At 62.0% G+C, this 19,901-nt stretch carries 16 protein-coding genes and 1 pseudogene; 6 read left to right on the top strand and 11 right to left on the bottom strand.

The window, feature by feature from the left end; all coding sequences use genetic code 11:
• Position 1: 1 nt before the first annotated feature.
• From kdpB to BJD99_RS01200, 5 genes are all read right to left on the bottom strand, one after another.
• Positions 2 to 2,098 (bottom strand): potassium-transporting ATPase subunit KdpB, encoded by a 2,097-nt coding sequence (gene kdpB / locus BJD99_RS01220; RefSeq protein WP_084344982.1) that lies wholly within the window; start codon positions 2,096 to 2,098, stop codon positions 2 to 4.
• A complete protein-coding gene (kdpA, locus tag BJD99_RS01215; protein ID WP_084344981.1) occupies positions 2,095 to 3,876 on the bottom strand; it encodes a potassium-transporting ATPase subunit KdpA in 1,782 nt (593 codons plus the stop codon). The genes kdpB and kdpA overlap by 4 nt, the downstream gene beginning before the upstream one ends.
• Positions 3,877 to 3,880: 4 nt before the next feature.
• A complete protein-coding gene (gene kdpF / locus BJD99_RS20600; protein ID WP_125458724.1) occupies positions 3,881 to 3,979 on the bottom strand; it encodes a K(+)-transporting ATPase subunit F in 99 nt (32 codons plus the stop codon).
• 657 nt (positions 3,980 to 4,636) lie between these two features.
• Positions 4,637 to 5,107: a cyanase gene (cynS, locus tag BJD99_RS01205; protein ID WP_084344979.1), complete on the bottom strand. Its 471-nt coding sequence runs from the start codon at positions 5,105 to 5,107 to the stop codon at positions 4,637 to 4,639.
• Positions 5,108 to 5,204: 97 nt separating this feature from the next.
• A complete protein-coding gene (locus BJD99_RS01200) occupies positions 5,205 to 5,813 on the bottom strand; it encodes a carbonic anhydrase (RefSeq protein ID WP_084344978.1) in 609 nt (202 codons plus the stop codon).
• A gap of 131 nt (positions 5,814 to 5,944) precedes the next feature.
• Between BJD99_RS01200 and cynR the strand changes: the two are divergent.
• Positions 5,945 to 6,808, top strand: a pseudogene (gene cynR, locus BJD99_RS01195) (transcriptional regulator CynR); the annotation flags it as partial.
• Positions 6,809 to 6,959: 151 nt separating this feature from the next.
• Here the strand turns inward: cynR and BJD99_RS01190 are convergent.
• Positions 6,960 to 7,943 carry a MerR family transcriptional regulator gene (locus BJD99_RS01190; RefSeq protein WP_084344977.1) on the bottom strand — a complete coding sequence of 328 codons (984 nt, stop codon included), beginning with the start codon at positions 7,941 to 7,943 and terminating at the stop codon, positions 6,960 to 6,962.
• A gap of 15 nt (positions 7,944 to 7,958) precedes the next feature.
• The gene (locus BJD99_RS01185) at positions 7,959 to 8,624 is read right to left on the bottom strand and encodes a HEAT repeat domain-containing protein (protein ID WP_179142137.1); all 666 of its coding nucleotides are present in this window, start codon (positions 8,622 to 8,624) and stop codon (positions 7,959 to 7,961) included.
• 90 nt (positions 8,625 to 8,714) lie between these two features.
• On the opposite strand from BJD99_RS01185, the gene BJD99_RS01180 reads away from it, so the two are divergent.
• Positions 8,715 to 9,200, top strand: coding sequence for an SRPBCC domain-containing protein (locus BJD99_RS01180; RefSeq protein WP_084344976.1), 486 nt, complete (start codon positions 8,715 to 8,717; stop codon positions 9,198 to 9,200).
• Here the strand turns inward: BJD99_RS01180 and BJD99_RS01175 are convergent.
• From BJD99_RS01175 to nhaA, 3 genes are all read right to left on the bottom strand, one after another.
• Positions 9,197 to 10,513 (bottom strand): NAD(P)/FAD-dependent oxidoreductase, encoded by a 1,317-nt coding sequence (locus BJD99_RS01175; protein WP_084344975.1) that lies wholly within the window; start codon positions 10,511 to 10,513, stop codon positions 9,197 to 9,199. The two genes, BJD99_RS01180 and BJD99_RS01175, sit on opposite strands and share 4 nt — an antisense overlap.
• Before the next feature lie 522 nt (positions 10,514 to 11,035).
• Complete coding sequence (locus BJD99_RS01170) at positions 11,036 to 11,401, bottom strand: MerR family transcriptional regulator (RefSeq protein ID WP_084344974.1); 366 nt, start codon at positions 11,399 to 11,401, stop codon at positions 11,036 to 11,038.
• A 224-nt stretch (positions 11,402 to 11,625) separates the two neighbouring features.
• Entirely contained in the window at positions 11,626 to 12,948 is a 1,323-nt protein-coding gene (gene nhaA, locus BJD99_RS01165) for a Na+/H+ antiporter NhaA (RefSeq protein WP_084344973.1), read from the bottom strand.
• A 345-nt stretch (positions 12,949 to 13,293) separates the two neighbouring features.
• On the opposite strand from nhaA, the gene BJD99_RS01160 reads away from it, so the two are divergent.
• A complete protein-coding gene (locus BJD99_RS01160; RefSeq protein ID WP_084345056.1) occupies positions 13,294 to 15,198 on the top strand; it encodes a BCCT family transporter in 1,905 nt (634 codons plus the stop codon).
• Between the two features lie 69 nt (positions 15,199 to 15,267).
• Here the strand turns inward: BJD99_RS01160 and BJD99_RS01155 are convergent, their stop codons facing one another.
• On the bottom strand, positions 15,268 to 16,464 hold the full coding sequence (locus BJD99_RS01155; RefSeq protein ID WP_256895271.1) for an MFS transporter: 1,197 nt from the start codon (positions 16,462 to 16,464) through the stop codon (positions 15,268 to 15,270).
• A 74-nt stretch (positions 16,465 to 16,538) separates the two neighbouring features.
• Between BJD99_RS01155 and BJD99_RS01150 the strand changes: the two genes are divergently transcribed.
• From BJD99_RS01150 to BJD99_RS01140, 3 genes are all read left to right on the top strand, one after another.
• Positions 16,539 to 17,411 carry a LysR family transcriptional regulator gene (locus tag BJD99_RS01150; RefSeq protein ID WP_084344972.1) on the top strand — a complete coding sequence of 291 codons (873 nt, stop codon included), beginning with the start codon at positions 16,539 to 16,541 and terminating at the stop codon, positions 17,409 to 17,411.
• Between the two features lie 184 nt (positions 17,412 to 17,595).
• Positions 17,596 to 17,940, top strand: coding sequence for a metalloregulator ArsR/SmtB family transcription factor (locus BJD99_RS01145; protein ID WP_084345054.1), 345 nt, complete (start codon positions 17,596 to 17,598; stop codon positions 17,938 to 17,940).
• Positions 17,941 to 18,058: 118 nt separating this feature from the next.
• Complete coding sequence (locus BJD99_RS01140; protein WP_084344971.1) at positions 18,059 to 19,816, top strand: SulP family inorganic anion transporter; 1,758 nt, start codon at positions 18,059 to 18,061, stop codon at positions 19,814 to 19,816.
• The last annotated feature ends 85 nt before the right edge of the window (positions 19,817 to 19,901 follow it).

The following is a 19,901-nucleotide window of genomic DNA, read 5'->3' as shown; positions in this document are numbered from 1 at the left end:
GTCAGCCTATCCCTGGGATGAATCGAACAACGAGGTCGATGAGCCAAATACCGACGAACGGCGTAATGACACCACCCACTCCGTAGAGCAGGAGGTTGCGCCTGAGCAACTTCGAGGCACTCGACGGAACATAGCGAACACCTTTGAGTGCCAGAGGTATGAGCCCGATGATCACCAGTGCATTGAAGATGACCGCCGACAGGATCGCGGACTCCGGAGTCGCGAGACCCATGATGTTGAGTGCACCCAGTTGCGGATACACGACACTGAACATGGCCGGCAGAATGGCGAAGTACTTCGCCAGATCGTTGGCCAGGGAGAACGTAGTCAAGGCACCGCGGGTGATCAGCAACTGCTTGCCGATCTCGACGACCTCGATCAACTTGGTCGGGTCGGAATCGAGATCGACCATGTTGCCGGCCTCTTTGGCCGCCGACGTACCGGTGTTCATCGCTACGCCGACGTCCGCCTGGGCAAGTGCGGGTGCGTCATTGGTGCCGTCACCGGTCATGGCGACGAGCCGTCCGCCTTCTTGCTCCTTGCGGATGAGGGCGAGTTTGTCCTCGGGTGTAGCTTCGGCGAGGAAGTCGTCCACACCTGCTTCGTCGGCAATTGCTTTGGCTGTCAACGGATTGTCACCGGTGACCATGACGGTCCTGATGCCCATGGCACGCAGCTGTGCAAACCGTTCGGCGATATGCGGCTTCACGACGTCGGAGAGTTCGATGACGCCCAGAGCACGTACCGGTCCACCGATCGGGCCGGATGCGACGACGAGCGGAGTAGCACCCATCGACGCGATGGTGTGAGTCGTCTCGTCGACCTCCGGGTTGATCAGAGGTCCGCCGTTGGCGCGAACCCACTCGAGTACCGAGTCGGTTGCACCTTTCCGGACCTGGACGCCGTCGAGATCGATACCACTCATCCGAGTCTGTGCAGTGAACGCTACGAACTCGCCACCCTTCTCACTGTCGGTTGCCTGCGCAGGCAACGAGTAGTCGCGGGTGCAGAGATCGACGATGCTGCGTCCTTCGGGTGTGCCGTCGGCCAATGACGACAGCCGAGCAGCAGCTGCGAGTTCTCCGGCTGTGACGCCGGGAGCTGGGTGCAGCCCGGTGGCGCGACGGTTGCCGTAGGTGATCGTTCCGGTCTTGTCCATCAGCAGTGTGTCGATATCGCCTGCGGCTTCGACAGCGCGCCCGGACATCGCCAGCACGTTGCGCTGCACGAGGCGGTCCATACCGGCGATGCCGATAGCGGACAGCAATGCGCCGATGGTCGTGGGGATGAGGCACACCAGCAGGGCGATCAGCTTGATCGGATCCTGTGCTTCGCCGCCGTAGGCGCCCATCGGACCGATTGCGACTACCGCAAGAAGAAAGATGATCGTGAGCGAGGCGAGCAGGATGTTGAGCGCAATCTCGTTCGGCGTCTTCTGGCGCGATGCGCCCTCGACGAGTGCGATCATGCGGTCGACGAACGACTCACCTTGAGCAGAGGTGATCTTTACGACGATCTCGTCGGACAGCACACCGGTTCCGCCGGTCACTGCGCAGCGGTCGCCGCCCGATTCGCGCACAACCGGCGCGGATTCGCCGGTGATCGCCGATTCGTCGACGGTGGCAATGCCTTCGATGACGTCACCGTCGCCGGGGATTATCTCGCCGGCGGAGACGACGACCTCGTCGCCGATCCGCAATTCGGTGCCCGGCACTTCTTCGATAGCTCCCGAGGACGTCCGTCGGCGCGCGATGGTGTCGCGTTTGACAGCACGCAGGCTCGCGGCCTGCGCTTTACCTCTACCTTCCGCAACGGATTCGGCCAGGTTCGCGAACAGCAGCGTGAACCAGAGCCAGGCTGTGACAAGCCAGGAGAACACCGACGGGTTGCTCACTGCGAGAACGGTAGTGATGACCGATCCGATGAGTACCACGAACATGACCGGATTGCGGGCAAGGTGTCGTGGGTCGAGCTTGCCGAAGGCTGCGGGGAGCGAGGTCCACATCTGCCGTGGGCTGAAGTAACCGGCCTTCACCGGTGTCGGCGAGTCGACGACGTCGGCTTCGTTGTCTATCAATCGAGATGATGTGACGGTCATTGCAATGCCTCTGCGATCGGGCCCAGAGCGAGGGCCGGGAAGAAGGTAAGTGCCGCAACGAGTACGGCAGTTCCGAGCAACAGTCCACCGAAGAGCGGGCCGTTGGTCGGCAGCGTGCCGGTATTCGGTGCGGTTCGCTTCGATGTAGCCAGTGATCCGGCGAGCGCCAGAACGAAGATGATCGGCAGGAATCGCCCGAGCAACATGGCAAGGCCGAGTGAAGTCTGGAACCAGTCACTGGTCACCGTCAGGCCACCGAATGCGCTGCCGTTGTTATTGGAGGCAGAAGTGTAGGCGTAGAGCACTTCACTGAACCCGTGGATCGAGCTCGGGGTTCCGGGGTCGCCCGAATTCCCTTGGTAGCCAGTGGTGGACGAGAGAATCACCGAGATGGAGGTTCCCACCAACACCAGGGCCGGCATGACCAGAACGGACAAGGCAGCGAGTGTGATCTGACGCTGACCGATCTTCTTGCCGAGGAACTCGGGAGTACGGCCGACGAGAAGTCCACCGACGAACACTGCGATGATCGCCAACACGAGCAGTCCGTACAGGCCGGTGCCCACGCCACCGGGCGCGATCTCACCGAACAACATGTTCAGGATGGCGGCGCCACCACCGAGCGGAGACATACTGTCGTGCGCGGAGTTGACTGCACCCGTGGATGTTCCGGTAGTCGCTACCGCGAACAGGGTCGATCCGGGAATTCCGAAGCGAACTTCCTTACCCTCCATCATCGAACCGGCAGCCTGAGCGGCAACGCCGCGAGCACCGGATTCAGCGAGCGCAATGACGGTGAGCATTGTTGCGAACAGTGCAGCCATGACTGCGAGCAGCGTCAGACCCTGCTTGCGATCGCCGACCATCGTTCCGAAGGTGCGCGTCAAAGCGACCGGAATGAGAAGGATCGCAATGATTTCGACAACGTTGGAGAAGGGAGACGGGTTCTCGAACGGGTGCGCGGCGTTGGCCGCCATGATTCCGCCTCCGTTGGTTCCGAGTTCCTTGATCGCTTCCTGAGAAGCAACCGGTGCCAACGCATTGCTCACTGTCACACCGTCGAGACCGGTCGAGGCGAATCCCGAGCTGAAGGACTGAATAGCGCCTTGCGTCAACAGGATCAGAGCGATGATGAACGACAGAGGCAGCAGGATGCGAAGCGAAGCGCGAACGAGATCGACCCAGAAGTTGCCGATCTCCCCACCGGTACGGACCCGTACGAATCCGCGAATGACGGCGATGGCCACGGAAATGCCGACCGCGGCAGAAACGAAGTTCTGCACAGCCAAGCCCATCGGCTGGGTCAGGTTCGACAGCGTCGTTTCGGGGGTATAGGACTGCCAGTTGGTGTTCGTGGTGAACGAGACAGCGGTGTTGAAGGCGACCGACGGGCTCACTCCCGACAAACCGCCGTTCAGCGGCAGCACCCCCTGAATCCGTTGCAGCACATAGAGAAAGACGACGCTCGCAGCAGAGAAGCCGAGCAGCGACAGCGAGTAACCCACCCAGGTCTGCTGTGCGCGGGGATCGATTCGGCAGATCCGGTAGATCCACGATTCCACCCGCAGGTCGGCCCAGGCGGTGGTAGTGCCACCGCGGGTCCGCTGGAGTGTCGCAGTGCCACCTCCTGATGCGTGGCCGGAGCCGGCACCTTCCTCGTCGGTATCGTGTTCGGTGGCGAAAACCTTCGCCATGTAGTCGCCGAGTGGAACATAGGCAATAGCCAGAACAGCCACGACGAAGGCAATCTGAAGTCCGGCAGCCAGAGCGGCATTCATATGATCAGAACCTCTCTGGATCGAGTAGTGCGACGAATAGGTAGATCGCCGTCAGAGCAGCGATGACCACCAGGACGATGCTGATGATTCCGTCGGTGGTCACTTCGTCTTCACCTTCGAGGTTGCAGTGTTCGCCAACAACCGCAGGATCAGTGCACATACACCGAATCCCACGGCGGTGACGGCGAGATAGCCCAGATCAGCCATGGATGTTCATGCCTCTTCGACATAGTGGGGTCAACGCATATAAGCGCTGGTCGACGGACACATCGCCCGACGTTCATGGATATGTCTACGCCGACAAAACCACCCCGCCGAAGATCCTTACGGTTCCTTTATGCCTCGGCCGACAGTCATGACGCGAAAGTGACGAGTGCACGCGAATCTGTGTCATAGCTCTCGGGCAGCCCGCGCCGGCCCGGCAGCGTTGCCCCTGTCCGACAATGTGATCGCCATTCTCGCGATCGGTGTAACGCAGGCGCGGGCACTTGGACACGAGCGCTCACTGCGCCGACAGTGGTAAACCCTGTCTCTGCACAAGCGTCGAGCATGGACGTGAGCTCAGGGATGGGTCTTTCGTCGTACGTCGGTTCTACCAGGATGCCGGCGGCGGTGCGGTCGAGACACCTCAACGGATTTCGAGACGTCGTCCATGAGATGTCCTTCGGGGACGGGATCGACGGGTCGGCCGGGGGCAGGGAGCGGGGCGGGCCGGAGTGTCGGGTCAGGCATTCCGGTGCGCCCCCGCTGTCCGGTGGGATCAGAAAGGCTTGGTGGGCAGGTACTTTCCGTCGAGGGTGATGACTGCCCGCTCACCGCCGTCGGGATCGGCGACCTTCTCCACGTCCAGCTTGAAGTTGATTGCGCTGATGATGCCGTCGCCGAACTGCTCGTGGATCAGGGCCTTGAGGGTGGTGCCGTAGACCTGGAGCATTTCGTAGAACCTGTAGATGGTGGGGTCGGTGGGAATGCCGCCAGGAATGGACCCGCGGGACGGGATGGCCTGCAGTGCCATCGCGTCGTCGGCGCCGAGGCCGAGGAGTTCGGCGACTGCGTCGGCGGCGTCGGCGGGCAGCGGGTGCTGACCGAGCACGGCAGCGGTGACGAAGGCGACCGAAAGTCCGGTGACGTCGGCGATCTCCTGCCAGCTCAGGTCCTTGCGAATCTTGGCGTCGACGGCGGCGACGGCCAGGTTCTGGCGGACGGTCGGATCGAAGTGTGCGTGAATCATCAGGGGTATTCCTTTTGTACGGGCTGCTCCATGAAGCGGTGCGAGGCAGCGGCGTTGTGGATCCCGCGCAGGTGCGCGGGATCCGGACTGCGGGAGGTCAGGCTGCGGTAGCGGCGAAGCGGCCGGTGGTGGGGTCGGTCTCTTCGACCATTCCGGTGCCGATGTCGTAGACCCAACCCTGCAGAGTGAGGGTGTCCTCGGCAAGAGACCGTGCCACCGAGGGGTGGGTGGCCAGGTTGGCGAGCTGGGCGAGGACATTGTTGCGGACCAGGGTGGTGACCCTGTCCAGATCGGTCCCGGCGGAGACCGTTCGAGCCCGGGCTGCGTCGGCGTGACGCAACCAGTCGGCGATCTCGGGCAGTCCGGTGAGGTCGTGCCCGTCGGCCAGGGCGGTCATCGCGCCGCAACCGGAATGCCCACAGATGATGATGTCGGATACGCCCAGGACCGCGACGGCGTACTCGATGCTCGCGGCCACCCCGTCGGAGCCGGGTGTGTAGGCGGGGACAAGGTTTCCGGCGGTGCGGATGACGAACAGCTCGCCCGGCTCGCGCTGGGTGATCAGTTCGGGCACGACGCGGGCGTCGGAGCAGCTGATGAACAGCGCAGTGGGCTCGTGGGTGGTGGCCAAGTGCGCGAACAGCGTCGCCTTGGCGGGGAACACATCGTGCTGAAAACGCCCGACGCCTTCGGTGAGGTTGTGCATGGGGGTTCACTCCCTTCTGGACTTCGACCCTGTCGGGCTGACGAGATTCAGCGTGCATGAACAGCACCTATAGTGTCCAAGACGTAGTAGGTATCATTATCATTGATGACATCTATAGTTGTCCTATGGCCTTGGAACTTCGTCACGTCCGGTATCTACTCGCGGTCGCCGAGCACGGCAACTTCACTCGCGCCGCCGAAGACCTTCACGTCTCACAGCCGACCCTGTCGCAGCAGATCAAACAGCTCGAGCGCACCATGCGTGTCCAGTTGCTCGACCGCACGGGCCGCACGGTGCGGCTCACCGACGCCGGCGAGGCATACGTCCACTACGCTCGCCGTGCCCTGCAGGACCTCGCCGCAGCCGAACGGGCGGTCCTCGACGTGCAGGACCTGACCCGCGGCAGCCTGCGTCTGGCGATGACGCCGACGTTCACCACGTACCTCATCGGGCCCCTCGTCGCTCGATTCCACACCCACCATCCCGCGATCGTGCTGGACGTGCGGGAGATGACGCAGGACCGCATCGAAGCGGAGTTGCTGGCTGGCGATCTCGACCTCGGAATCGCTTTCAGCGGACCACATCTACCCGGCATAGAAGCTACGTCACTGTTCGCCGAGGACCTCAGCCTTGTTGTCGGCGCGGGCCATCCGCTGGCAAGCCGCGCTGAGTCGCTCCCGGTGAGTGACCTCGCCGAATGCCCAATGGCATTGTTGCGCGGCGACTTCGCCACCCGTGGCCACATCGACACCTATCTCACCGAACACGCTGTGCGGCCAGTGATATCGGTGGAGGCCAACTCGATCACCGCACTGACCGAGATAGTCGAACGAACTTTGCTCGCTACCGTGCTGCCGGCCGCCGTCACCGTCGATCATCGCGACCTTCGTGTCATCTGCCTCGACCCGCCGCTTCCCTCGCGCACCGTCACCCTGCTGCGCCGCGAAAGCGCCTACCAGAGCGCCGCAGCCTGCGCATTCACCGATCTCGCACACCACTGGGCCGACGCGAACCCGCCACCGGGGAACCCCACTGGGGAGGACGCACCGCATTTCGATCACCGGGCAGATTCTAATTCTGTTCTCCCGCATACGCTTCGCCCCCACTCGGCTGCGCGTGTCGGTAAGCGCGACATCGGCGCCGGTCTCACAGACTCAGGATCGCCGACGCGGTCCCGGCAACAGTCCGGTCACCGTCCCGGGTCAACTCGGCAAGTAGGTCACGGGCCCGGGCGCCCGGAATCTCGGCGAGCGCCTGCGTAATTCGCAAACGGGTCGCGGCGTCGACCGTAGCGTCGAGCTTGTCCTGCATCGCTCGGATGATGTCTCTCGAAACGGTCGGGTCGTCGGCCAACAGTCCCAGCACCTCGGCGGCCTCGACATCGGACCGCCCTTCGACCACGATTCGAAGTAGAGCAGGCACTGCCTCGACGACTCGCCTCGCGCCGAGTTCCAGGGCGGCCCGATCTCGTACCGCCACGTCACAGTCGGTGAGAGCAGTCGTCAACAGCGACGTTGCTTCGGCGGTGGGTATCTCCGCGATTGCGGCGGCTGCACGACGCCGAACCGCGACGGACTCCGATACCAGTCCGACGGCCAGCGCCGTCAACCCCTCACCGCCTCCTCTCGCCAGCGACCATCGAAGCGCTCCAGCGACATTCAGGTCATCCTCCGAGAGCGCCGCTTCGACGAGCGCTTCGACGGACAGCGGGGCTCCCTCGTTCTGGGCCAGCACCGCTTGCTGACGGCGGGCACCCGATTCCGATTCGAGCGCGCGGAGCAACGACACGATGCCCATCACGTCCTCCCACTGCGAGGCTCCCCCGACGCGCTCGAGGTTTTCGAGCAACTCCTCCTCCGCGGCAATCCGCGCTTTCGTATGACGAATCAACTCCGCCACCAGATCTGCCGGCGCGAAGTCCGGTTCGTCGAGCGCTCGCTTGGCATCGTTCAACGACATCCCCAGAGTCCTGAGGGATTCGACCTGGAACAATCGACGAATATCGTCGGTCGAATACTCGCGATAGCCACTGGACGTGCGGCCCGTCGGCTTCACCAACCCCACTGCGTCGTAGTGACGCAACATGCGGGTGCTGACCCCCGAGCGCCGGGACACCTCACCGATCAACAATTTTCCGCCTCTCTCCTACATCTCTGTACCGGTCACCGCGACGCGCTTTGCCGCCTCGACTGAGAGGGTGAAACCACTCTCGGGGTCATCCAGCAGTCTTTCCGTCGCCGCCGCATGAGCCCGGACGCGTGGATCACGGCTCGCTCCAGCGGCATCAAGAGCCGGCGATGCGTCCGGCCCCAGCGTTGCCAACGCGCGGCTCATGCTGCACTGCATGTCATGGTCACCCCGTCCGAGCGCCTTGACCAAGTTGGCCGCGAGCTCACCCTCGGCGCCCGACGGGACGAGGACCACGGCGGCACGCCAGGCGCTGAGCGCAACCTCGTCGTGCGCGTCGTGCAGCAGTGCCGATACTGCCGGCCATGCCGTCCGATCACCGATCTTGGAAAGAGTGTGCAGTGCTTGACTCCGAGCCTGTGGCGTGGTCGAAAACAGCTCCTCGAGCAACCTCGGTACCGTGATCTCCGGCGGAAGTCGGCACAATGCCCACGTCAGCATGTCTCGAACGAAGAAGTCTGGTTCGACGGCACACCGCGCCAGCAAAGCCTGAGCCAGGCCCGGATTACCCAGCGTTCCGGCGGAGAGGGCCGCCCGAAGGCGCGTCGAAGAATTAGTAGCGGCAAGAGCGTCGAGCAGGCGAGTATGCGGCTCGCCCGGGTTGGTCGTGTTCACGACAACCACCTCCTTCACTCGACTACTCCACTCCTTGTCACAGTGTCAGGGTCAAGCGATGAAGTCACTCGATGACGGACAACGGTGCATAATTGACCGATGAATCCCACTGGACTCCTCCGCCGGACGCCCGACGGTATCGATCTCGAGTTGACCCGAGCGATTGCAGCCTCCCGGGAGGACGTATGGGGGTCGCTCACCGAATCCGACCGCACGGCGCTGTGGTTCGGTCCGTGGGAACGATTGCCGGAGAAGATGATTCGTGTTCAGATGGCTTTCGAGGAAGGCTCACCCTGGTCCGAGATGCGCATCGACGCCTGCGAGGTGCCGTCCCGACTGGCGGTTTCGACGATCGGAGATGCCGGAAGCTGGAAGCTGGAAGTTGTCCTGACCAAGTCCGAGGGCACCACACTCGTGACGCTGATTCAGCATCTGAGCGACACCGAAGGTATCGGTGAAATAGGCCCCGGTTGGGAGTACTACCTCGACATGCTCGTCAACTCTCGAAACGACGAGCCACTGCCGACTTTCGACGACTACTACCCTGCCCAGGCTGAGTACTACTCCTCACTCTCACCCCTCTAGCGGTAGGGCCTACGCGCAGTTTCCGGGTCTCCGAAGGTGATCGCTCGTTCGCGGCGAGAACCGGTCGCCAGAGTTGCAGCCCAGTTGATCAGCGTGCCGACGCGATTGCGGGCTCCCGAGAGAAACGCGATGTGGATGACTCCCCAGGACACCCATCCGAGGAACCCGGACATCCGCAGCGGTCCGGCCTGGACGAGCGCGTGCCCGCGGGAGATGTAAGCCGCGGTGCCGAAGTCTCGGTATCGGAACGCCTGTCGTGAGGCCATCGGGTCGGTCCGATCGGTGGCGATGACCGAACCGACGTGACGCCCACCCTGCATGGCGACCTCGGCGACACCCGCCAGATCCTGATAGGACATCAAGTCGCCGACGACCCAGATGTTGCGGTGGCCCGGCACCGACAGATCCGACTCGACAGCAATTCGCCCCGATCGGTCCTGTTCGACACAGAGCGCCTCCGCAAGTTGCCGAGCAAACGGAACTGCCTCGACGCCCGCGGTCCACAGGACGGTTCGAGTGTCGTAACGAGTGACCGTCTTCGGCTCTGCCTTCGACGTGGTTTCGACGTCGGTGCCGGTGACGTCGGTGACGTGCACACCCAAGTGCGTTTCGACGCCGACGGTATCGAGGGTTTTCTGCGCCGCAGCGGACAACTTCCTGTCGAACGAGGGCAGGACTCGATCGTCGCCGTGGAGTAGCAACACCCGCGCCTCACCTGGGTCGATTGACCTGAACTCGTCCGCCAACGCCCTGGTTGCCAGTTCGCGGATCTGTCCGGCCAACTCCACGCCCGTCGGCCCCCCGCCCGCGACGGCGAACGTCAGCCAAGGCCGCCGTTCCTCTGCGGTGGACAATGCTTCCGCCATTTCGAATGCCGCAATCAACTTGCGACGGACGGTCAAAGCGTCGTCGAGCGTTTTCATGCCCGGCGCGTGCTGAATGTACTCGTCGTGCCCGTGGTAGGACTGCCGCATACCTGCGGCCACCACAAGGTAGTCGTAGGGGAACTCGTAGGTCGTACCGTCGAATCTGCTCGCGGTCACCACCCGGATCTCGGGATCGATTGCGGTCGCCTCGCCGAGTGCGACGTGAGCGTTTTTCTGCCTGCGCAGTAGGTGCCGGAGTGGACTGGAGATGGATCCTTCGGACACTAATCCCGTCGCACATTGGTAGAGCAGGGGTTGAAAGACATGACTCGTTCCGCGCTCCAGCACGGTGACGTCCACATCACTCCGACGTAGTGCGCGCGCGGCGTACAGTCCGCCGAATCCGCCGCCGACTATCAACACCCGAGGCCGAATCTGCGCGGTCATGAGGCGCGACCACCGCGGCGAGCAGGGTTGGGCGCAGACGGCGTCATACACATGACTGGTTCTCCTCGCGAAGTTTTAGGCGGTCCAGTTATCGAAGATAGACCGGGGCCTTGGGGGTCGGCCGGACACTCGGAAAAATCTATGGTCGCTGGGGTAGACATTGTGGTTTCTGTGGTTTACAGTAGTTCTCGTACACGAAAGAAGAGATCGAAAGGCGCGGGAGAGGACGAACTACCCGCGAGAAGACCGGCGGTTCGAGTTTTTTTTACATCACCGCCGATGCAGGTGCAGTACAAGCAGGGCTAGTTGGTAATTGGAAGAAGGGAGGAGTTGCATCGTCAGTTCGCCCACGTTGTCATGTTCTTCGGGCGAACACCGCAAATGTCATCAGGCAAGTGGAAATAGATGGTAGTAATTCCCCACCAGGGCCCCGGTGCGATCTTGCACCGGGGTCCTTCGTCTATCAAGCACCACGAAGGCTCGCGCACACTTCGGATTTGCGTACTCAGCGGTGAAAGTGGCTCATACCCCGGTGCTGGATGATCCGTCCGAGCCGTCGATGACTTCCTGAAGATCGGCGTTGGTCCGTCGAGCAGCAGCAAGCTGATCCTCGAGGACGACGATGCGGCACGCGGCATCGAGCGCAGTGCCCTGATCGAGCAGATCACGGACCCTCGACGCAATCCTGAGTTGGAAGCGAGAGTATCGACGGTGACCGCCCTCGGATCTATGCGGAATCAACAAGTTCGCCTCGTCGAGGCTGCGTAGAAATCCGGGAGTCGCATTCAACATCTGTGCGGCGGTGCCGATGTTGTACGCCGGGTAATGCTGATCGTCGAACTTGTCGCCTGCCGACGTATCGTTCACATCGCTATTGCTTTGGTTCACAACACCTTCCGGATGAGCTCGTTACTGGGGCCGGCACATGGAGACCGCCACACACGAGCAACACCATCATGGCGCCAAGCCTGGTCCATTCACCTGAAACGACACAAGCATCACACGCCCCAAGGGTCGATTCAGACGAATAATACCGCTCACGCTGCAACGATGTCTACCGTAGCCACAGGAGATTTACCTGGACCGGTAAGAGCTGCGCGAGTCAGACCCGACTAGTTGTCGCGACTGATCGTGTCCGACTGATAGACGTCGGGAATTCCGTCGTTGTCGTCGTCGCAGGTCTCTTCTTCGTAGATGCGCTTGTACACCTTGTTGCGCATGCGCAACAAGGCAGAAGCCAGCAGTGCGGCGAGAATCGATCCTGCTAGGACGCCGATCTTGACGTGATCATCGCGCTCGGTACCCGGGCCGAATGCGAGGTCGCCGATCAGCAAAGAGACCGTGAACCCGATGCCTGCAAGGATCGAGATCCCGAGGATATCGATCCACTGGACAGACTTATCGAGTGAAGCGCGAGTAAATTTCGACAGCAGGAACGTCGTCCCGAAGATGCCGACAGTTTTGCCTATTACCAATCCGAAGATGATGCCCAGCGCAATCGGATCGCTGAGCGCGCTGGTCAAACCGCTGAAGCCACCGACGGTGACCCCAGCGGCGCAGAACGCGAAGACGGGGATGGCCACGCCCGCGGACAGCGGGCGGATTCGGTGCTCGAAATATTCGGCCAACCCGGGGCCGGCATCAGGGCCACCGAGCGCACGACTGCGCGCCACCGGGACTGCGAACCCGAGCAGGACGCCTGCGACGGTCGCGTGGATGCCCGATTCGTGCACCAGTGTCCAGGTGACGAATGCGAGCGGTATCAGAATCCACCACGCCCGGACACGCTTTTGAACAGCGAAAGTGAACAAAGCGAGCGGAATCAGTGCCAAACCGAGAGCAATGAAATTCACGTCGTCGGTATAGAAAATCGCGATCACGGTGATCGCGAGAAGATCGTCGACCACAGCGAGCGTGAGCAGAAATGTCCGTAGTGCAGTGGGCAGATGTGTACCGATTACGGCAAGGATCGCGACCGCAAACGCGATATCGGTAGCAGTGGGGATAGCCCAACCCTGCAGTGCGCCGCCACCAGTGTTGCGGTTGAAAGCGACGAAAATAATGATCGGAACTACCATGCCGCCCAACGCGGCCGCGATGGGCAGTGCCGCACGCCGAGGATCGCGCAGGTCGCCGGCAACGAATTCGCGTTTGAGTTCCAGACCGACGACGAAAAAGAAGATCGCCAGCAGACCATCGGCCGCCCACGTCGACAGCGTCAGATCCAGATGTATCGCCGACGGCCCGACCTTGACGTTCATCAACGACTCGTAACCGTCGGCCCACGGCGAATTCGCCCACGTCAACGCCGCAACAGCAGCAATGAGCAGCAGGATGCCGCCGACGGTTTCCTTGCGCAGAATCGCGGCGACGCGATCCGCCTCGGACCAGGATCCGCGGGAGAACAGCGGCAACCGCTGCGAGCTGGACGACATATGTGGCGAGCCTTTCGTTGAGCATCCGCAGCCACCGTAACGACGCTCTACTGACGGGACGTTCGGCTTGATCGGCAAGCATTTGAGCATGATCGGACCATGCCGACCAGACTTCCCGGCGCACCGGAAACCAGTTTATCGGTTACTACGTCTGAACGACAACCGAGTAATCGCGCCCGCCACTCACCATCGGTTGGTCCATCGGCACTCGTCCCCTGCTCGTTGGCACGGCTGCACTCGAAACCGGTCGATTTGGTCAGGCTTCGCCGGTCGCATTACCGTAAGTTCGAATCGATATCACTTTCTCTACATATTCACCAAGCAATGCAAGGGATCTTCCTCGATATGAATTCTGTGATCACAGCGTGGCGTGGCCTACGCAAACCGGTGTTCATTCCGGCGTCATTGATAATTTTGGCGATGATCACCTTCTCGGTGGTTTTCGCAAGCACCGCCTCCGATGCATTCGAATCACTGAACACTGCAATCACCAACGGTGTCGGCTGGTGGTACATCCTCAGTGCCACTGGATTCGTGCTGTTCGCCCTGTATTGCGGCATCAGTCGCATCGGCAACATCCGCCTCGGCCGCGACGACGAAAAGCCTGAGTTCGGCGTTTTCTCGTGGTTCGCCATGCTCTTCAGCGCAGGGATGGGCATCGGCCTGGTGTTCTATGGCGTCGCCGAGCCACTCTCGCATTACGTGAACCCACCGGAAGCGGGGCGGATCGAGGGGTCGACCGACGGTGCGGCGAACCAGGCGATGGAACTGACGCTCTACCACTGGGGCCTGCATGCCTGGGCGATCTACGTGGTCGTCGGGCTCGGGCTGGCCTACATGACCTACCGCAAGGGGCGCCCTCTCTCGGTTCGATGGCTGCTCGAGCCGTTGCTCGGCCGAAAGCGCATCGAGGGCTCCATCGGTCACGTCATCGATGTCATCGCTATCGTCGGCACCTTGTTCGGCGTCGCGACCTCGCTCGGCTTCGGGGTCCAGCAGATATCGGCCGGCCTCGAGTATCTCGGCTGGATCGAGTCCAGTAACTGGCTCACGGTCATTCTCATCGTGGGCGTCACCGGACTGGCAACATTTTCCGTGGTCTCCGGTGTATCGAAGGGCCTGAAATGGCTCTCCAACATCAACATGGTGCTCGCCGCCAGCTTGGCAGTATTCGTACTGATCCTCGGGCCGACCTTGTTCTTGATGCAATCCTGGGTGCAGAACCTCGGTGGCTATGTCCAAGCCCTACCGGAGTTGATGCTGCGCACGTCCCCGTTCGCCGATGACGGCTGGGCGGGTGCGTGGACAATCTTCTACTGGGGCTGGTGGATGAGCTGGGCCCCGTTCGTGGGCATGTTCATCGCACGCATTTCGCGTGGCCGCACGATCCGCCAGTTCGTGTTCGGCGTTCTGTTGGCACCCACCATCATCGGCTCGCTGTGGTTCACCATCTTCGGCGATGCCGGCATCCTGCGTCAGCGCAACGACCAGGACATGCTGACCGCCGCCGGTGAGGTCGATACCAACACCACCCTGTTCAATCTGCTCGACGGATTCCCCCTCGCCACGGTCACGAGTGTTCTCGCAATCCTGGTGGTGGTGTTCTTCTTCGTCACCTCCTCGGACTCGGGGTCCTTGGTGATCGACATCCTCTCGACCGGTGGCGATCTCGATACCCCGAAGATCACCCGCGTGTACTGGGCAGTTCTCGAGGGCATCGCGGCGGCAGTCCTGCTCCTGGTCGGTGGATCCGGATCACTGACGGCGTTGCAAACAGCGTCGATCGCGACGGCGGTTCCGTTCTCGATAGTCCTGGTTCTTGCGTGCATCTCGATGCTGAAGGCCTTCCACTACGACGTCGCCACCACCCCCAGCTACGTCCGAATCACCGCAACAGGCGAGGCCTCCAACGGTGCGTTGGTGGCAGCGAACAACAATTCCGCCGGACCAGGACGTCGCAAGCGTGGTGCGGGAATCTCCTCGACCTTCGCCGGTCTCGCGCCGTCTCGGGAAAACGTCGCGACACCCAACTCCGAGCACGTGGTCGTCGCTGTCCATCAGCTCACGTCCGACCAGATCGGAATCGACCCGAACACCGGCGCAGTCGAGTACTCCCCCGGCGAGGCGCGACGCGATCCGCTCGGTGGAGAAGTGTTCGATTCTCAGGAGTTCGTCGACTCCGCAGAGGGCCACGCACAGAAGGCGGAGGGGCAAGTGCAGAAAGCCCAGTCGTCAGACCTGCCAGAGTAGAAGCAACTTGCCGTCATGTCGGCGGTCGTGCCCGGATCGAGTCTGATCCGGGCACGATGCATATGTGGGTCACCGAGGGCTTCCGTTTCGATGCTTGCGCTGCTCGGCGAGCCACAGTCCGAACCCGATCGTGGGAAAGCCGGCACCGAGCACGCAGACTCCTGTCCAGCCGGCCTGGGTGTAGGCCAGCACCGACAGCGCGCTCCCGATGGAACCCGCCGTGAAGTAGGTCGTCATGTAGGCGGTGTTGAGTCTGCTGCGGGCGTCGGGCCGCAGGGGATAGAACAGGCTCTGGTTGCTGATGTGCGTACCCTGAATGCCGAGATCGAGCAACGCTACGCCGGCCGCCAGCAGGAACACGTTGTGTTCTCCGAGTGCCACAAGCACGAAGCTGAGCGCCGTGAGAGCCACGAACCAACCCGTCTGGCGTTGCGCATAGCCGCGGTCGGCCAACGTTCCGGCGAGCCGCGCGGCCAGTGCACCGGCAACTCCGACGAGGGTGAACAGTCCGATTCGAGCATCCGACCATCCGTATCCCGGCCCCGACAGTAGAAATCCGATGGACGTCCAGAACACCCCGAACGACGCGTAGGTGAGCGTTCCGTATCCGATACGCCACCGGAGCACCGGTTCTTCGCGGATGAGCTCGAAGACAGAAGCCAGCAGCGCTCGATACGACGAAGTCGCGCTCGGCGGCACGACGGGCAGCGTGCGAACCAGCAATGCGGCGACGACCATCAAGATCGCTGCGACGACGAAGACCGCTCTCCAACCCGCGACGTACGCAATCAATCCGGCTACTACGCGTGAGAGCAGAATGCCCAGCAGCAGACCTGTCATCACGTTGCCGATGACTCGGCCTCGTTCTTCTTCGGCCGCCAGCGAGGCAGCGAACGGCACCAGAACCTGACCGACCACAGATCCGACCCCCGCGACCATCGCGGCACATGCCAACACCTGCCACGACGGTGCTACAGCCATCACCACGAGGGACGCGCAGGTCACCGCGAGCATCCAGGTCATCAGCTTCCTGCGCTGGATCATGTCGCCGAGCGGTACGAGAAATGCCAGCCCGATGGCGTACCCCACTTGACTGGCGGTCACCACCAGGCCCACTCGCATCATCGAAGCATCAAGGCTGTCGGCGATAGCCCCCACCAGCGGCTGGGCATAGTAGCTATTGGCAACCACCAATCCGGAGATCACTGCCATGATCCCGACGAGCCGCCCGTTCATCCGAGTCGTCGAGGGCAGTTCAGAGTGCATGTGCCCATGGTCGACAACTCCCGACGTTCTGTCCAACATGTTATTCCGTACTCATTCATTGATAGAATCGCTCAATGGAGTTGCGACAGCTCGAACATTTCACCGCCGTAGCAGCCGAAGGCCATTTCACCCGGGCGGCGTCCCAGCTACATATTTCGCAATCCGCGCTCAGTTCGTCGATCCGGGCACTCGAGAAGGAGATCGGCACCGCGCTCTTCGAACGCACGACGCGCAGAGTGCTTCTCACCGCCTCCGGGTCGGTACTGCTTCGGTATGCACGCAGAATCACCGGTGACGTCGCCGATGCACGCGATGCCCTGCGTCAGATCTCCGACGGTGAAACCGGCACTGTCGCAATCGGAACCGTCCAAACGTTCACTGCCATCGACTTGCCCGCTACTCTGGGCCGATTTCACTCCGCCCACCCGGGTGTAGCAGTGACCCTGCGCGAAGGAACCACCGCCGAGTTGCTCGATGCACTCGTCGGGGGAAAGCTGGATCTGGCGTTCGTCGCACTGGATGCACAACCCCTCGAGGTTGGGATTTTCGCGCTGGCGACCTACACCGAGTCGTTGACTCTCGTCGTAGCCGACGGACATCCTCTGGCACAACGAAAGTCAGTTTCGCTCGCCGAGCTCGCCGACTACCCGTTCATCGACTTCGAGGCCGGCCGCGGCTTACAGACCGTCGTCGACGCGCTGTTCGACAATGCAGACGTCGACCGTGACATCACATTCCGTATCAGCGACATGGATCGATTGTTGGGGTTGGTGCGTCACAGCCTCGGTGTCGCGATAATTCCAGAGCCTCTTGCGCGGCGACATGCCGGCCTGTCCACGGTTGCCATCGACGTACATCCTGCTCCCACAAGAGAATTGACATTGGCATGCCGCACCGAGGAACCCACCAATTCGGCGGCGCGCTCGTTCATCGGTGAACTCGCTTGAAAGTCAGCCGTGCCTATCGTCAGCGGTCGGTCGAGATGAAAAGACAGACTGGTCGACGGGGTGCAATCCCGTCGCCACCCAGGCTAGTTGCTAAGATTCGCAAGTATCACGACCGTGGGCTCCCGACAGTCCTGCTCGAAAAACTGGAGGCGTAGTGGCACATTCACGCGAGCCCTTGTATCGAATGAAGGCCGACTTCTTCAAAACCCTCGGGCACCCTGCACGCATTCGCATCTTGGAGCTTCTGAGCGAGCGCGAGCATGCCGTCTCCGAAATGCTCCCCGAGGTCGGTATCGAGCCGGCGAATCTATCTCAGCAACTCTCCATTCTGCGGAGAGCAGGCTTGGTTGCCGCGCGTCGAGAAGGACTGTCCGTCTCCTACGCCCTGACGTCACCGCGAATCGCCGACTTGCTGACCACTGCGCGGACCATCTTGACGGGCATGGTCGCCGGGCAGGCCGAGATGCTGGTCGACGACGCAGCTGCCGCGGAATCGATCGCCGCGACAGCCAAGGTGGCCGAGCAGTAGAACTCGCACGACGTCGAGGGCAGTGTCGAACTTCACGGGTCCACCGCCTTCATTACTTGCTAATCTTAGCAAGTAATGAAGTAAGAGTTCATCTCCCTCTCGCGGTACCGAGGACCCTATGACCGAGTCGCCCACACCGAAGCACGCTCCCGCTCCCCCAACCACACTCCATGGAGCCGGACAGTCGATCCGAGAACTACTGCCCCGCTGGAGCGAGTGGAGCACTTCGCTGCGTGCACCCGGCGCGGACCTGCTGGCCGGCCTGATCGTGGCCCTGGTGGCGCTTCCGCTGGCTTTGGGATTCGGAATCTCGACCGGGCTCGGAGCCGCTGCGGGCCTGACCACAGCAGTCATCGCAGGTGCGGTTGCCGCGGTATTCGGCGGTTCACGCTTTCAGGTGTCGGGCCCAACCGGCGCCATGACCGTCGTCCTGGTCCCGATCGTCCACGAGTTCGGTGGATCCGGAGTACTTGCGGTCGGCCTGATCGCCGGAATCGTGCTGTTGATCCTCGCATTCGCCGGAGTCGGACGGGCTGTGCGATTCATGCCCGCTCCCGTCATCGAAGGATTCACCGCCGGAATCGCTGTGGTGATCGCACTCCAACAGGTCCCCGCAGCTCTCGGCATCGCCGACGCGCAAGGCGACAAGGTGTGGCGCAGCGCTGCCGACGCAGTGGTCGAGTTCGTGGATCATCCGTCGATTCTCACGCCGGTAACGGCACTTGCAGTGGCCTTCGTGATACTCGTCGGCGGACGTTCCTTGCCCAAGGTTCCCATCTCACTCGTCGCGGTCGCCATCGTGACGCTTACCGCGAAACTGTTGCATCTCGATATTGCACGCATCGGTGAGATCCCATCTGGAATCTCAGCTCCGACGTTGAATTTCTTGCACCTCGAGGACCTCACCTCCTTATTGGCACCGGCACTGGCCGTCGCCGCGCTGGCCGCGCTCGAGTCGCTACTGTCCGCAACCGCGGCAGACTCGATGGGAGTAGGCACCCGGCACAATCCCGACAGGGAGTTGTTCGGACAGGGCCTGGCAAACATCGTTGCACCGCTGTTCGGAGGGGTGCCGGCCACCGGTGCCATTGCCCGCACCGCGGTCAACGTTCGGTCCGGTGCTCGCAGCCGACTTGCCGCGCTGACCCACGCGGTCATTCTCGCCGCAATCGTTTACCTCGCATCGACGCTGGTCGCCGAAATACCCCTGGCTGCACTTGCCGGAGTCCTCCTCGCAACGACGGTACGCATGGTCGAGACGGCCTCGATCATTGCCATCGCCCGCGCTACCCGCGCAGACACCGCAGTCATGGGAGCAACGTTTCTGGTGACGGTTGCACTCGACCTGGTTACCGCAGTCGCAGTAGGCGTCGCATTCGCCGCAATCCTCGCGCTTCGCGCAATCGCCAAGTCGGCCAGGATCGAACAAGTTCCCCTCGACGACGAGGGACACCAAAGCGAAGAATACGAACTACTGCGTGAGCACATCGTCGCCTACCGCATCGACGGTGCATTGTTTTTCGCTGCGGCACACCGGTTCCTGCTCGAGCTCGCCGAAGTCTCCGACGTCCACGTGGTCATCTTGCGTATGTCCCGTGTCACCGCCATCGATGCCACCGGTGCCATCGTGCTCAAAGACGCCATCGACAAGCTCGAACGCCGTCACATCACCGTATTGATCTCGGGTATGAAACCGGAACACTCACGACCGCTCCAAGCACTCGGAGTCTTCACCACCTCGGACAGCGAACGTAGGCACTTCTTCGAAAACACGCCTCAGGCAATCGAACACGCCCGCACGCTGCTCGAACAACGGCCTCCTGGCCGCTCTACCGCCAAAGACGAAACCGAGTCGGTGAACACCATTCCGACATGATCATGCCTCGACTCGTATTCGAAGCGAGGTCCCAGCGGAAACGGGCCTGCGAAGCAACGAGATCTGCTGCACGGGATACACCTTG

The sequence above is a fragment of the Rhodococcus sp. 1163 genome (assembly GCF_002091985.1).
In the GTDB taxonomy this organism is placed as follows: domain Bacteria; phylum Actinomycetota; class Actinomycetes; order Mycobacteriales; family Mycobacteriaceae; genus Rhodococcoides.
The sequence above is the reverse complement of the archived record's forward strand: the minus strand, read 5'-3'. Positions and strand labels throughout refer to the sequence as shown.